The sequence below is a fragment of the Fischerella thermalis PCC 7521 genome (genome assembly GCF_000317225.1).
GTDB lineage: Bacteria > Cyanobacteriota > Cyanobacteriia > Cyanobacteriales > Nostocaceae > Fischerella > Fischerella thermalis.
In genome coordinates, this window is sequence record NZ_AJLL01000090.1 from 17,216 (window position 1) to 31,765 (window position 14,550).

The 14,550-nt window shown below is 40.4% G+C and carries 14 protein-coding genes; 6 read left to right on the plus strand and 8 right to left on the minus strand.

All coding sequences use genetic code 11. From position 1 onward, the window contains the following. Positions 1–561: 561 nt before the first annotated feature. A complete protein-coding gene (locus UYK_RS0119120; RefSeq protein ID WP_016871974.1) occupies positions 562–1,281 on the plus strand; it encodes a response regulator transcription factor in 720 nt (239 codons plus the stop codon). A 463-nt stretch (positions 1,282–1,744) separates the two neighbouring features. Here the strand turns inward: UYK_RS0119120 and UYK_RS0119125 are convergent, their stop codons facing one another. The 3 genes from UYK_RS0119125 to UYK_RS0119135 form a co-directional block, all read right to left on the minus strand. Beyond that, positions 1,745–1,942 (minus strand): DUF2811 domain-containing protein, encoded by a 198-nt coding sequence (locus UYK_RS0119125; protein WP_009454132.1) that lies wholly within the window; start codon positions 1,940–1,942, stop codon positions 1,745–1,747. A 545-nt stretch (positions 1,943–2,487) separates the two neighbouring features. Then, positions 2,488–3,138, minus strand: a complete 651-nt coding sequence (gene hisIE / locus UYK_RS0119130) for a bifunctional phosphoribosyl-AMP cyclohydrolase/phosphoribosyl-ATP diphosphatase HisIE (RefSeq protein WP_009454133.1) — start codon at positions 3,136–3,138, stop codon at positions 2,488–2,490. Positions 3,139–3,237: 99 nt separating this feature from the next. Beyond that, positions 3,238–3,426, minus strand: coding sequence for a ChaB family protein (locus UYK_RS0119135; RefSeq protein ID WP_009454134.1), 189 nt, complete (start codon positions 3,424–3,426; stop codon positions 3,238–3,240). A 108-nt stretch (positions 3,427–3,534) separates the two neighbouring features. Between UYK_RS0119135 and hemL the strand changes: the two genes are divergently transcribed. After that, complete coding sequence (gene hemL / locus UYK_RS0119140) at positions 3,535–4,833, plus strand: glutamate-1-semialdehyde 2,1-aminomutase (RefSeq protein ID WP_009454135.1); 1,299 nt, start codon at positions 3,535–3,537, stop codon at positions 4,831–4,833. A 64-nt stretch (positions 4,834–4,897) separates the two neighbouring features. On the opposite strand, the gene UYK_RS25275 is transcribed toward hemL, so the two are convergent. Then, positions 4,898–5,059, minus strand: a complete 162-nt coding sequence (locus tag UYK_RS25275; protein WP_009454136.1) for a metallothionein — start codon at positions 5,057–5,059, stop codon at positions 4,898–4,900. A gap of 592 nt (positions 5,060–5,651) precedes the next feature. Between UYK_RS25275 and UYK_RS0119150 the strand changes: the two genes are divergently transcribed. After that, entirely contained in the window at positions 5,652–7,268 is a 1,617-nt protein-coding gene (locus tag UYK_RS0119150; protein WP_026086518.1) for a serine/threonine-protein kinase, read from the plus strand. 652 nt (positions 7,269–7,920) lie between these two features. After that, the gene (locus tag UYK_RS0119155; RefSeq protein ID WP_009454138.1) at positions 7,921–8,649 is read left to right on the plus strand and encodes an FHA domain-containing protein; all 729 of its coding nucleotides are present in this window, start codon (positions 7,921–7,923) and stop codon (positions 8,647–8,649) included. Positions 8,650–8,875: 226 nt separating this feature from the next. On the opposite strand, the gene recA is transcribed toward UYK_RS0119155, so the two are convergent. Next, positions 8,876–9,955, minus strand: a complete 1,080-nt coding sequence (gene recA / locus UYK_RS0119160) for a recombinase RecA (protein ID WP_009454139.1) — start codon at positions 9,953–9,955, stop codon at positions 8,876–8,878. Between the two features lie 386 nt (positions 9,956–10,341). Here recA and xseA point away from each other — a divergent pair, with 386 nt between their 5' ends. Together xseA and xseB are read left to right on the plus strand one after the other, a co-directional pair. After that, positions 10,342–11,610: an exodeoxyribonuclease VII large subunit gene (gene xseA, locus UYK_RS0119165; RefSeq protein WP_009454140.1), complete on the plus strand. Its 1,269-nt coding sequence runs from the start codon at positions 10,342–10,344 to the stop codon at positions 11,608–11,610. Next, a complete protein-coding gene (gene xseB / locus UYK_RS0119170) occupies positions 11,603–11,842 on the plus strand; it encodes an exodeoxyribonuclease VII small subunit (RefSeq protein WP_009454141.1) in 240 nt (79 codons plus the stop codon). Before xseA ends, xseB begins: the two co-directional genes overlap by 8 nt. Positions 11,843–11,888: 46 nt before the next feature. Here the strand turns inward: xseB and UYK_RS26885 are convergent, their stop codons facing one another. The 3 genes from UYK_RS26885 to UYK_RS0119185 all read right to left on the minus strand — a co-directional run bounded on the left by UYK_RS26885 (position 11,889) and on the right by UYK_RS0119185 (position 14,548). Then, positions 11,889–12,062 (minus strand): hypothetical protein, encoded by a 174-nt coding sequence (locus UYK_RS26885; RefSeq protein ID WP_009454142.1) that lies wholly within the window; start codon positions 12,060–12,062, stop codon positions 11,889–11,891. Positions 12,063–12,125: 63 nt separating this feature from the next. Continuing rightward, positions 12,126–13,133, minus strand: coding sequence for a glycosyltransferase family 2 protein (locus UYK_RS0119180; RefSeq protein WP_016871976.1), 1,008 nt, complete (start codon positions 13,131–13,133; stop codon positions 12,126–12,128). Between the two features lie 137 nt (positions 13,134–13,270). Beyond that, entirely contained in the window at positions 13,271–14,548 is a 1,278-nt protein-coding gene (locus tag UYK_RS0119185) for an ABC transporter ATP-binding protein (RefSeq protein ID WP_009454144.1), read from the minus strand. Positions 14,549–14,550: the final 2 nt, after the last annotated feature.

Consider the following 14,550-nt stretch of genomic DNA (forward strand, 5'->3'; position numbering starts at 1 on the left):
GGTAAGCAGAATCGACCTGGCAGTTTTAACTATAGACACTTTAACATATTGCCATAACTCCGTGTATCCCCTCATGTCGTTCATAATTTCAAGCTCTACTCTAGAATTTGAGTTAAAAATACCTAAAAGCCTTTCTTTTATGAAAGAAATACCTTTTATATTTCAAATTTGGTTGTTGACTGTACCTTGATTCAGTTTTAATTAGGAAGTCTGACATTCTCTTGTGTCATAAAGCCGCATATGGATTTAAAATTGATAGCGTTGAAAATACTAAGTAAGTGAAATACAAAAGTATTTTACTTGACTTAGCTTTGCGGCTGAAGTGAGAGCATCTACTTAACTATAAACCAAGGTTAACAACTATTAGCCTAAAACACTTCAGGGTGGCATTATGATAATATTCGCACTCTAGTTGTCGAAAATCCTGATTAACCTAATATTTGGATTATCAGGAAATTTATGCCTTAACCTTGTAGATTTAATTTTCTCCTAAGCAGGTAATGCGTTATTTAACGCAACCTGTTGTTTATCCTAATTAACTTTTTGTGCAAAGTGATGGTCATGGCTCCCGCCAAGATTCTTGTAGTTGATGACGACCCTGCGGTTCGGAATTTAATCCAACGCTTTTTGATGAAGCAGAACTATCAGGTGGAGGCTGCTGAAGATGGTAAAGCTGCTCTAGCTCTGTTTGAGCAATTTAATCCAGATTTGGTCATTCTGGATGTTAATTTACCAGACGTAATCGGCTTTAACCTCTGCCAAGAAATGCAAAGCCGCAATGGTGTTTTTGTTCTGATGTTAACTAGCCGTGCAGATGAAGCTGACAAGATTCGCGGCTTTTCTAAAGGTGCTGATGACTATCTCACCAAGCCATTTGGTCTGGGAGAATTGGAAGTCAGAGTTGCAGCTATTTTGCGGCGTCAGCGGGTTGTAACCACAGCAGAACAAAAACGCCTCATCTTTGAAAAGTTGATGATTGACCCGGTGCGGCGAGAGGTGACGCTCAACCATGAACCAGTACCTTTAACCGCCCTAGAGTTTGACTTATTACATTTTTTGGCTAGTCATCCAGGTCGAGTTTGGCGAAGAGCTGAACTAATCCAGGAAGTGTGGGATTATGAATACGTCGGCGACCAACGGGTTGTGGATGTACACATAGGTCAAATTCGCAAGAAAATAGAAGCTGATGCTAGCCAACCAGCATTAATTCAGACTGTACGTGGTGTAGGCTATAAATTTGAATGTCCTCCTCAATCTCAACAGCCTGACAAGCCACAGTAGTCATTAGTTGTTAGTTGGTAGTTGGTAGTTGGTAGTTGGTAGTTATTTGTCATCATAATCAACAATCAACAATGTATAAGCTGTGAGCGGCGGAAGCCGCCGCTCAATTATCAAATTTGTCTTTTTGGTAGATAGCTACATCTAAGCACTCTTAACGACATTTGGGTGATTGGCACTTGAATTTTACAGATACTTATACAGGTGCAATCAAAGAGTCAGTTGTTTTGCTACCTAAAGTAACTACTTGAAATTTCATACAGCTTTGCTTGATTTTTTGGTTTCGATGCTTACCCTAAACCAATGGCCGCTTCTATTCACGAAAATCTAGCTTTTTTAGGATCCTAAGTGTTAAATGTGACCTAAAGAGCATAATCCATCTATAGCACTACTTATTGAAGCACCCATGATCAAGCTGTCTACTATATTAGCTTCTGGGCATACATTTAGTCAAAAGTATTTCTACTTAGCAGTGATGGAATAAAGTTTCCAAGTATACACGAGCAGCGCGGCGATCGCTATCCCCATTTTGGAGCAAAAACAACGATAGCGCTGCCGTTAAGACTCGGTTTTGATCCCAATCAGGATGCTTTTCTAAGTAGATTTTGAGTGATTCGTGTAGTGTTTCAGGAATTTCTGTAAAAATGCTGACAGTTGTATTCATGAGGTTTTTCTCCTTGGCAGTGTCCATTGACTAGAAAATCTTGCTTTGAGTTAGAGCCACAGGATGAGAGTGTGTAGTCCTTTGCCTGTCCAATAATTCTGTTGTCAGGTCAATGGTCATTTCACACAGACATCAGAGCAGACTAAAAAGGTAAGCCGCATCATTTTGCGGCAAAGGGGGGTGGGGTTGTCAATGCTGCGAAATGTTAAAAATAAGTTTATGAAAAGTATATACTTACGAAAGTATAGGACTTTTAAGCATTTTTTTTAAAGTTCTTAACATAAACTCAGTCTTATATATCTTCACCCGTTGTGAATAAACAATCCCCAGGCAAGAGTTAGGAAGCCCATACCATCGTCGAGTCTCTGTGGAAAACTAGGAAAAAGCCTGTGGAAACTCTGTGGAATCAGTGAGGAAAATTTCATAGAATAATTAAGAATTACAAAAAGATTAGATTAATTTATTTGGGTGATTACTTTTTAGTTATAGGTCTCTGACCAAAGGCGACTACGTAATTAGTGATCAGTGATCAATCATTTCACTGGTTAGCGACGACGCTCCTGTAACTTGCGATACACCGATTTCAAGTCAACTTGATGGTGAGCAAGAGCGACCAGGGTATGATAAAACAAATCTGCAACTTCTGCTGCGATCGCATCGTCATCACGATCCTTAAACGCCATGACGACCTCTGCGCTTTCCTCGCCAATTTTTTTCAAAATCTTGTTATCACCACCTGCCAATAGTTTACAAGTGTAGGAACTTTCCTGAGGATGATCACGGCGATCGCAAATCACAGCAAATAATTGTGACAAAGTATCAGCAGGTGGTGGAGTGATTTTCCCTTCTACCTGATGAAAACAACTACGTTCACCAGTATGGCAGGCAATATCTCCCACCTGTTCAACTCCAATTAATAGTGCATCACTGTCACAGTCATAACGAAGACTTTGCACCTTCTGAACGTGACCAGAAGTTCCTCCCTTGTGCCATAACTCCTGACGGGAACGACTCCAAAACCAAGTTTCCCCTGTTTCTAAGGTCTTTTGTAATGACTCCCGATTCATCCACGCCATCATCAAAACAGTGCCATCTAGATAGTCTTGGACAATTGCTGGGACAAGACCATGGGAATCGTAGCGAATTTGATCAACAGGGATAACTTGGTGTTCAGGATTGCTTGCAGAAAAAAACATACCAGCTGCTAAAAAAAGCGAGAATGATTCATGGGTTCACGATACCATTCTAAAGAGAGCAACTGGCATTGTTCGTCTGAAAATATTTTCTATTCAGCCTTAGACAACAGAACTCTTATGCACAGCAGACTGCATCTTAACAGCACTTAAAGCGACTTGATGAGCCTTTGTAGCTTCACCATACCAATGAATAGCCGAATTGTAAGCCGCCCGGTAAATATCCTGGTATGCCTCGGACAAGCGAGTGCGAATCTCCACAGGCAAGTCTTGGTTGGACTTGTATAACATATTGTTATTTTCTTGGTTCGGGTGATTTTATACGATATAAGTTCTGAGAAGACTTTACGCCTATCCCAAGACAGACCTTTATTATTTCCCACCGTTTAGGAGAGAACCTTGGTAAATACAACAATTAAAACAACAAAATCACAAGAAATCTTCGCTGCTGCTCAAAACCTCATGCCAGGAGGGGTAAACTCTCCAGTTCGCGCCTTTAAATCTGTGGGAGGACAACCGATAGTTTTTGATCATGTTAAAGGCGCATACATTTGGGATGTAGATGGTAATCAATACATCGACTATGTGGGTACTTGGGGACCAGCTATTTGTGGTCATGCTCACCCAGAGGTTATTGCAGCCCTGCATGAAGCCCTAGAAAAAGGCACCAGTTTTGGTGCGCCTTGTGTGCTGGAAAATGTCTTAGCAGAAATGGTGATCGATGCTGTTCCTAGCATTGAAATGGTAAGATTTGTTAACTCCGGCACTGAAGCTTGTATGGCAGTATTACGATTGATGCGGGCTTTTACCGGACGGGAAAAAGTTATCAAATTTGAAGGTTGCTACCACGGTCATGCTGATATGTTTCTGGTAAAAGCAGGTTCCGGTGTTGCAACCCTGGGTTTACCAGACTCCCCTGGTGTTCCCAAATCGGTAACAAGTAATACTCTAACTGCGCCGTTCAATGATTTAGAAGCCGTCAAAGCTTTATTTGAAGAAAACCGTGACCAAATCGCTGGAATCATTCTAGAACCAGTAGTAGGTAATGCTGGGTTCATTCCTCCTGATGCTGGATTTTTAGAAGGCTTACGGGAACTTACGCAGGAACATGGTGCTTTATTGGTATTCGATGAGGTAATGACAGGCTTCCGTATCGCCTACGGTGGCGCCCAAGAAAAGTTTGGTATTACCCCTGATCTGACAACCTTAGGCAAAGTTATCGGTGGTGGTTTACCCGTAGGAGCCTATGGTGGTCGTCGGGATATCATGTCAATGGTCGCCCCTGCTGGTCCGATGTATCAAGCAGGGACTCTTTCTGGTAACCCCTTAGCCATGACTGCGGGTATTAAGACCCTGGAATTACTGCAAAAATCTGGTACTTACGAGTACTTAGATAAGATTACCAAGAAGCTGGCAAATGGTTTGTTGCAAATTGCTCAAGAAACTGGTCATCCAGCTTGTGGCGGTTCCATCAGTGCTATGTTTGGTTTGTTCTTTACTGCTGGTCCGGTTCATAACTACGAAGATGCCAAGAAATCTGATCTGGCTAAATTTGCTCGTTTCCATCGCGGGATGTTAGAGCATGGTATTTACTTGGCACCATCACAATTTGAAGCTGGATTCACTTCTTTTGCGCACACAGAGGAAGATATTGACAGAACGCTAGAAGCGGCTAGGGATGTCATGTCTCAACTGTAAAAATATTCAACCCCGCCTACTAATGGGCGGGGTTGAAGTTTATATAGGCAGGAATAACAGCTAACTAACAGCCACAACCAGTGTGACCACAGCCTTTAGTGGTTTGATGACCGTCAGCGCAGGCTTCAGAGCAGTAGTATTTATTATCTTTTTGAATCGCATCTTCAATAGAAACGATGCATAGGCAAGATTCACAAGCACATTTCATTTGGGTTACGGTAGTCATTGCTCTCTCCTTTATGTCCTCTAGTCAATTATAGTACTATATCTGAACATATATTCATACATTTGCTTAATAAAAGTTTAATTGGTAACATAATCTACTTGGTGCAATAGATGTTTGATCTTAGGGCATGGGCAAATTACCTATCATATCATGTTCTGTTGAATACTTATACTGTCGCCTAGGCTGGTAATAGGTAATTGGTGAGACTACTTGCCGTCTTGGCTTATGCCGAGATGGCAAAGTAGCGAACCCGAAGGGTAATGGGGAAAAACCAATGACCAAAAGCGAAGCATAATCATAATATCGTAAGCAATTAGCCGAACTTGATATTACCCATTACCCGTTACCCATTACCTATTACCAAAGCGACGGGAAACACTATCCCCTCGTGAGTGGGGGGAAACCGTCCCGCCGCTTTTAATAAAATTACGTAAGTCTACTATTGCTTCACATCAGCTTAGCCTAGCTTTAGCAACTCTTCAAAGGATTTCCAGCAAAAATAACCTGGTGAAAGTAGCTTTTAATATAAATAATTGAGATTGGAGTGAGTGTACCACTCCCCATGAATCTTCGTGCAGCGAGTTGACAGTGCATGAGCTACTGCGTAAATCCTAACTGTCCCAATCCAGAAAACTTGGCATATAGCGAGAGGTGCCAGTCTTGTGGCTCGCGATTGCTGCTACGTTCGCGCTACCGAATAGTGAAAGCTTTAGGCCAAGGTGGTTTTGGAGCAACCTTTTTAGCCAGCGACGAAGCTCTACCAGGCGAACCAAGTTGCGTAATCAAGCAATTACGTCCATCAGGAACCGCACCCCACGTTTTAAAAATGGCACGGGAGTTGTTTGAAAGAGAAGCAGTGACTTTAGGCAATATTGGCAATCATCCGCAAGTGCCACGCTTGCTAGATTACTTTGAAGAGCGTGAACAATTCTATTTAGTTCAGGAATACATTAGCGGTTCCACCATACAGCAAGAGGTTAAACATACAGGAGTATTCACTGAAGCAGGAGTGAAGCAATTTTTGAGCGAGATTCTGCCATTACTGCAATATATACATGAACGCAAGGTAATACATCGCGATATCAAACCTGCTAATATAATCCGCCGTGCTCAAGATAGTAGACTAGTTCTCATAGACTTTGGTGCTGTTACCAATCAAGTCAGACAAGCTGTGGTAAATCAATCAGAACACACAGCATTAACTGCATATGCAATTGGTACTCCTGGTTTTGCCCCTCCCGAGCAAATGGCAATGCGTCCAGTCTACGCCAGTGATATTTATGCCTTGGGAATTACATGTATTTATCTACTAACTAGCAAATCTCCTAAAGATTTAGACTATAACCCCACAACAGGGGAAATTATGTGGGAACATCACGTACATGTGAGTAACCATCTAGCAGACGTTTTGCGGAAAATGCTGGAAGTTTCTGTACGCAATCGCTACCAAACAGCTGAAGAAGTACTCAGAGCATTAGAACTAGAACCGTATCTAGAGAGTTTGTCGAAAAGTTTGGTTTCTCAACCAAGCGGCGGCGTTAAAGAACGAACAGTTCACCGTTTAGAAGATTCTGGTATTTACAGCAGCAGTCCTTCCGGTGTTTCTGGTATGAGTGTGGCGCAGGTAGCAGCAGCAATTCGAGCAAGACGGGCTAAAATCGCAGAAGCTGCTGGTGTTACCTATGCAGGGGAAACACGACGACGAATGCTAACAACAAAATCAACGACTTTGGCTAGTAGTTGTGGTAGTTCTCAAGGTCAAAAAGCTCAGGCTATGCGCCAATTAGATAGCCAAAATTTGATTGCAGCTTATCTAAAAGGGAGACGGGATTTTGCCCTACACAATTTAAATCTGCTTAACTTACAAGGTGCCAATCTATCAGAAACAAATTTCCATTCTTCTCAACTGCAAAGAGTCAACCTCCAAGGAGCTAATCTCCACAATAGTGACTTTGGCAGAGCTAGTCTCAATCGAGCGAATCTTAGAGATAGTAATTTAACCAAAGCTTACTTGAATAATGCTGATTTAGAAGGAGCAGACTTACGAGGCGCGGATCTCAGCTATGCTTATCTGCAAAACGCTAACTTGCGGGGAGCTAATTTGTGTGGCGCTAATTTGACTGGTGCGAAAATTTCTGAAGAACAACTAGCACAAGCCAAAACGAATTGGATGACGGTACGTCCCAATGGCAGACGAGGGTTGTTGTAAGTCCTCTGTTAAGAAAGAAGGCAGAGGGCAGAGGGCAGAGGGCAGAAGGGAAGAAGATTTGCTTTGTTTCTTTCATTCGTAGCGGGTAGTGTACCACCAGTGCGCCTGCTGCTAAAAAACATTTCTGTTTCTTTAACGTGAGTTTGATTAATATTATCAGACTAAAAAATTGAATTGTCCGCAAGTAAATAAGTGAACAGTTATCACCCTCGTCACCAGGTTGAACCTGGTAACAAGTTGGGAATTGCTTCGTGTAAATTCAATTGTTTAATCAATATTATTTAAATAAACTGTCATATAGCATTCCTAAATCATTCGTGAAAGGCAATATCCCCAAATTCTGAAAGAAGTCGGGGATCTGGGCTTTGCTATTCTCACAAATCATATAGGACTGCTATATATTATATATTATTGTTAAACTAACTAAAGCAAATATTCTAAATCTTTTCTCAACATTAAGTAGTATTGCGGTTACTTTAAACTGGAGAGAAACTTTAATCTGGGATAGGGAAAACTTCATAATGTATGTTACTTGATGCTCAAACTCACAGCATCAAGTATGTCAGACACTATTTCAAATTATAAAATTCAGAATAATTGTTCATAACTGACTTCAAAAATAGATATTTGTTAGCAATATAAAGGCTAAGCTATGATTGCTGAATTTTCAGAAAAGGAATTAGAAAAGCGGCTGAGTTTATATCAAGTATTCCTTAAGTTGTATGAACACCATAGTAGCTTTTTAGATGAAATTCTTCAGTTAGAAAATTTACCTCAGCCATTGTCTACAGGAGTGCAGGGGTGTTACCTACAAGGTGTAATCGATAGTTCTGATGTTTATGTCATTACTAATTTATCTGAGGGTAAGACGCAGAAATTATTACAACCACAGTATATTTGGACTATAGGCCGCGATCGCACCTGTGGTATTTGTGTTTGTGACAGACGCGTGTCTCGTCGTCATGCAGCTATTCAGTATATTGAAAATGCTGATTACTCAGGCTTTTACCTAGTTGACTTTAGTAGTACCAATGGTACTTTTGTGAATGGTGAACCTGTTTATCGCCCAATCAAACTACAAGATGGTGATCATATTCGGCTAGGTAGCATGACTTTTTCTTTTTATATGAATTTGACACCACCCCAAGTATTGCCTAGAGTTGCAGTTGAGTTATTGATGCAACTAGTTACACGCAAAAGTGGTGATGAGGTACAAATAAATAGAAAAGTATCTCTGGAGAACTTAGATCATACTTTAGAAGCTTTTAGACAGATTCCAATACTTAATAGTGAAGAAATTGCGGTATCGCTAAGTCAAAAACAGCAATCAGAAATTTTAGATAATTTCTTTAGCAAACAAATGCCTAGTAATTCTAGATAATAGCTGTTTTTACAGATTTGATGATTATTTTATTAACTTTGACTACATAACCCCGACTTCTGAAAAAAAGTCGGAGTTCGTATTTTTCTGACAGAAAATCCTTAGCACTTAGCAGTTAGTTTTTGACTAATAATGTACAGACGCGAGGAACATCGCGTCTGTACCCACTAACTAATAACTACTGTACAGACGTGCCATGGCACGTCTCTACAACCACTAACCAATACTATTCTTCTTCAGAAGCATCATCCATATCTTCGTCTTCCTCTTCGTTTGTCTTCCTGACAGAGTTAGCAGAAACAACAGCTCCTTTTTCTAATTTTTCCCGTACTAGTTGCTTAATTTGTTCAGCAAATTCTGGTTTTTCGTCTAAGTATTTAATGGCGTTATCTCGACCTTGAGAAATATTGTCGCCATTGTAGCTATACCATGCTCCCTTGCGGTTGAGTACGCCAGTTTCTTCTGCTAAATCTACAAGACAACCCAAAGTAGAAATACCTCTACCAAAAATAATGTCAAATTCTGCAACTCTAAAAGGTGGGGCGACTTTATTTTTAGCAACTTTGACTTTGACGCGATTACCGAATTCCTCAGTTCCTTTTTTCAGGGTTTGAATCCGACGGATATCCAAGCGTACCGAAGCGTAATATTTGAGAGCATTACCACCAGTTGTAGTTTCGGGATTACCGTAGCTGACACCAATTTTTTGTCGTAACTGGTTGAGGAAAATTACTGTGCAGCCAGATTTACCAATATTACCAGTGATTTTACGCAGAGCTTGGCTCATCAATCTTGCCTGAAGACCAACGTGGGCATCGCCCATATCACCTTCGATTTCCGCACGGGGTACTAGGGCTGCTACCGAGTCAATGACGACTATATCTACTGCTGCTGAGCGAACGAGTTGATCAACAATTTCTAAGGCTGCTTCTCCTGTATCTGGTTGAGAAACCAATAAGTTTTCTATATCTACGCCTAAAGCCGCAGCGTAAGTGGGGTCGAGGGCGTGTTCTGCATCAACGTAGGCAGCAATACCGCCATTTTTTTGTACTTCTGCAACGGCATGTAGTGCTAAGGTTGTTTTACCAGAACTTTCTGGACCATAAATCTCTATGACTCGACCTTTGGGTAAACCACCGCCTAATGCCAAATCCAATGTCAGCGCCCCACTGGAAATGGTTTCTACCCGCATCCGGGTAGCGTCGCCCAAGCGCATGATTGTTCCTTTGCCAAAAGTACGCTCAATCTGGTTGAGTACCATGTTGAGCGCTTTTTGCTTGCCAGCATTATCAGTATTAACAGCCATTCCTACCTCTATATATATGGATTTAGGGAGTGTTGCTTGGGAAGATTTAATAGAACAGATATACTATTTTGACATTTTCCTGCGGCTAATCGCTACATAGTTTAACGCGGGCTGATCAATATTGCTAGGACAGGGGATCATGCCATTTTAGATTTTGGATGAGGACACCTGATCTGGGTATAGGTTCTGTAGATTTATATCTGTTGCAATCATTTCTAAAATTGGTATTTGGTATTAAATTTTGTATTGTCTATCTTGGTTATTATGCAACATGTAGTAGCAATATGCCTGCTCAAACGCTACTACGATGATATTTTTACTTTTATTTACAGAACTTTATGGGTATATACCCTGAAATCAATTAAAAACCAAAAATCCAAAATCAAATGACTGCTGATGTTACTGACTTTTTGATTCCTGATACAGCTGTTAGCGTCGCCGGTTTAACTGAGTATATCCGCTCGCTACTAGAACAAGATGAACAATTGCGGCAAATTTGGGTAATTGGAGAAGTTTCTAGTGCTAACAACCACCGCAGTGGCTTATTTTTTACTTTGCAAGACCCCGATGGGCAAGCAGCAATTAAATGTGTGGTGTGGAATGGGCAATTACCTAAACTAATGCAAAGACCAACTGTAGGGGAGCAGTTGATTGTTTTAGGTAGTATAAGGCTATACCCAGCACGGGGTGAATATCAACTGTCTGTTTGGCAAGCTTTACCTGCTGGTGTGGGTTTGCAGGCGCTACGTTACCAACAACTGCGAAACCGTCTAGAAGCAGAAGGGTTACTTGATCCACAAAGGAAGCGATCGCTTCCTTCTCATCCCCAAACGATTGCTGTTGTCACTTCACCTACTGCTGCTGCTTGGGGGGATATCCAAAAGACTCTCAGACAAAGATACCCTGGTTTACATGTTTTATTTGCTCCTGCTACCGTTCAGGGTGAGCAAGCACCGGAGTCTATTGTTAAGGCTATTGAACGGGTAGAAAAAGATGGACGAGCCGAGGTGATAATTTTATCGCGGGGAGGGGGTGCGGTGGAGGAATTGGCTTGTTTTAATGATGAACGAGTAGTGCGAGCAGTGGCTAATTGTACAATCCCTATTATTACTGGAATTGGGCATCAAAGGGATGAGTCTTTGGTAGATTTAGTTGCAGATGAGAATGTGCATACTCCCACTGCGGCGGCAGAACGAATTGTTCCGGCACTGGCGGATCTATATAATCAGCATCAACAGAGAGTTGTGAGTTTGCAGCAAGCTGTGCAACGGGAGTTGGAAACTGCTGATGATCAACTGCAAGGACTGCGAGAACGTTTGCAGCGTTTACGCTTGGATAAGCAGGTACAGCAACAAATGCAGGCGCTGATTTGGCAACGTCAGAAATTGGTGCAAATCACGTCTGTTAAGTTACAACAAGCAACTCAGCATTTAGAGATGTTACGACAGAAGTTAACAGCTCTTGACCCCAAGGCTGTGTTACAACGTGGTTATGGGGTGGTCAGGCAAGAAGATGGGATGATTGTTCGCAATGCGAGTGAGTTAGCTATGGGGCAGGAGTTGGTGATACAGTTGGGTCAGGGTGAGGTGAAAGTAAGGGTTACGGAATTAATTAAACCACCAAGGCGCCAAGGACGCCAAGATTTGCATGGTTAAGCGTAATAGTTCTTCTAATTCTAAGTCTGTGGAGGCTGAGGTCTGGAATTATGAGGCGAAGGTTGCTGAGATAGAGGGTATTATTAATCGGATTGAGGGGGGTGAGTTGGATTTGGCTGATGTGTTCGAGCAATTTGCTCAAGCTGTTGAGTATTTGCGTGAGTGTGAAAGTTTTTTACGTCAACGACAACAGCAAGTAGATTTGTTGATTGAAACTTTGGATGATCAGTAGTTGGGGATTTGGTTTGAGTAATTGACTGTAGATGCTACGAGTTGAGTCAGTTGTTTGTAGAGGTGGAGGTAACTATTGATACTGGCTCTTCTATTCCACTGGTAGGAGCGGGTTTCATTTCGCCGCGAAAGTCTAGTATTTGCACCAGAAGCAGATAGGCGATCGCTAAAATTAAAGAAAAAACGCCTGTAATAATTGCGACAATTTTTGAACGATTCATTTGCATTTCCTATATGGAAGTTAGAATGAGAGAGCAGCTTCATTGGGTTCTATTTTCTACTAACTATGATATTACACTGAATTTTCTTTTTGTGTTGAGCAAGTATTGATTCAGGGAACTGATAATATTTTTGATAAACAACATTATAAAAAATATTCTTTCTGTATGTCTAAATCCAAAAACATTTTGAATCAAATTATATGCTGTTCGTTGACTGTTATGTTTAAAATCAGGAGATAATATTAAAGTTTTTTCCAAGAATTGCAGGTACATTCCATAGTCAAATTTTAATGATTCTCGTGCCAATTCAAAATAAGATAAAGCTAATGCACGACGATACTTAATTGTTAATTGGTTTGACTGTATTAGCTTGTTTTGTGCTTTTTGTAATACTAAATTTTGGCATTCTATCCAACGAGATTTGCTACAAGTGGAAACTGTCACATTGCCGTATCTTCTATACACTGAATAGCAACCTGGTTGATATACTACTTTAGCACGATTCATTACTACTGATAAGAAAAAATCTCGATCCTGTGCAGCTGATAAGCTTTCATCCCATCCACCACTGTTTTCGATGGCGCTTCTTCTGTAGAGTAAAGAAGCAACCGCAGTCCACCAATTTGCTAGTAACGACTCAAGAATATCAGCTTGTGTCGCAGCAATTTCTATGGAACCTAAAAAACTTGTTCCATCTCCATTGTGATATTGATGTCTCCAATCACCATAAACAACATCTGCTCCAGTTGTTTCTAAATAACTTACTTGTCTGGCAATTTTTTCAGGTAATATGTAGTCATCTGCATCTAGGTACTGGATATACTCTCCTTTTGATATCTGAAAGCCATAGTTTCTGACATGATTTCCGCCTTGATGAGGTAGAGATTTCCAGATAAGTTTATCACCGTAGCTTTTGATAATTTCTAATGAATTATCAGTTGAACCATCATCAATAACAATAATTTCGATATGAGGATATGTCTGCTGTAAGCAGCTATCAATCGCTTCCCTTAACCATTTTTCTGCATTAAAACAAGGAATGATGATTGAGACAAGTTTTGGCATTTGCATTTGACTGGATGTGTTGGAATATATTCATCAGTAATTAAAAACACAGAAATAATATGGTTCTGAAATTATGCAAGATACAGTTAATATTTTGAATATAGCAATGTTAAACTGGGAAATATGATTGGGTGCAGTACTATTTAATTCATAACTTTCCATTCTCGGGGTTGATAAAACAAAGATTGACTAGTAATCGTATTTGATTTCACTGTGAATCTAAAAGATTCGACTGCATCAAAAGAGTAAGCACCTTCTTTAATAAAAACTTTAGTATTGTAGACACCAGGATTCAAACAGCAAAAAGGCATATACATTTGTAGTTCATTTTTGCCTGGTAAAACCTCTAAATACTCATTATCGTTGGCAGCAGTGAGATATAAGATCCGTCCATTTTCTCCACCAACATCTGTAATTGTGATGCATAAATTAGCATTAGTGACTCTCCGATGCGCTTTGCATTCTACACATAGAGAAATAGGCTCACCGCTTGTAGGTGTTGCTACGATATTGCCTTGTGCATCTTTAAAATATACAGAAGTAATATCTATACCTGTACTTTCATTCTGAGATTTCTCTGGCAAAACTAAATAACCTGGAGATTTTTCTGTCCCAGCTAGACACAAATCTTCTTCATATTTACGCACTACAGTATCTATATCGCCGGTAGTAATTAATTTACCTTTTGATATATATACTGCCGAAGTACAGACATTTAAAATTGCTGGTGGATTATGAGAAACTAAAATAAAAGCAGTGCCGTTATCTCGAAGTTTTGCTAGTCTGCGATGGCATTTCATTCTAAACTTAATATCCCCAACTGCTAAGACTTCATCAATTAGTAAAATGTCTGGCTCGATATGGACAGCACAAGCAAATCCTAGTCGTGCTGCCATACCAGAACTATAGGTTTGTACAGGTGCATCAATAGCATCGGCAATTTCAGCAAAATCTATGACATCCTGAAATCTTTCTTCAATTTCTTTGGTAGATAGACCCAAAATTGACATATTGGCATAAATATTTTCTCGACCCGTCAAAATTGGATTAAATCCTGCTCCCAGGGCAATTAATGGTGCTATTCTACCTCTGACTCTGACTCTACCAGTATCAGGCTTAATCAAACCACTAATAATGCGTAGTATGGTACTTTTGCCAGCTCCATTTGACCCGATTAACGCTAGCGCTTCTCCTCGTCTGAGTTGAAAGCTAATATCTTTCAATGCCCAAAATTCTTTTGGTCTTAAGACATCACTATTTCTATTGACGCCAAACAATTCTGTAGTGATATCTTGCACACCATATAATAAAGATTGTTTTAAGTTTCTACAAAATTTTTTAGAAACATTCTCTACTGAGATGACTACCTCAGAATCGTCTGGAGGCTGGATAGAAATCTTTTTTTCGATTAAATCAGTCATGA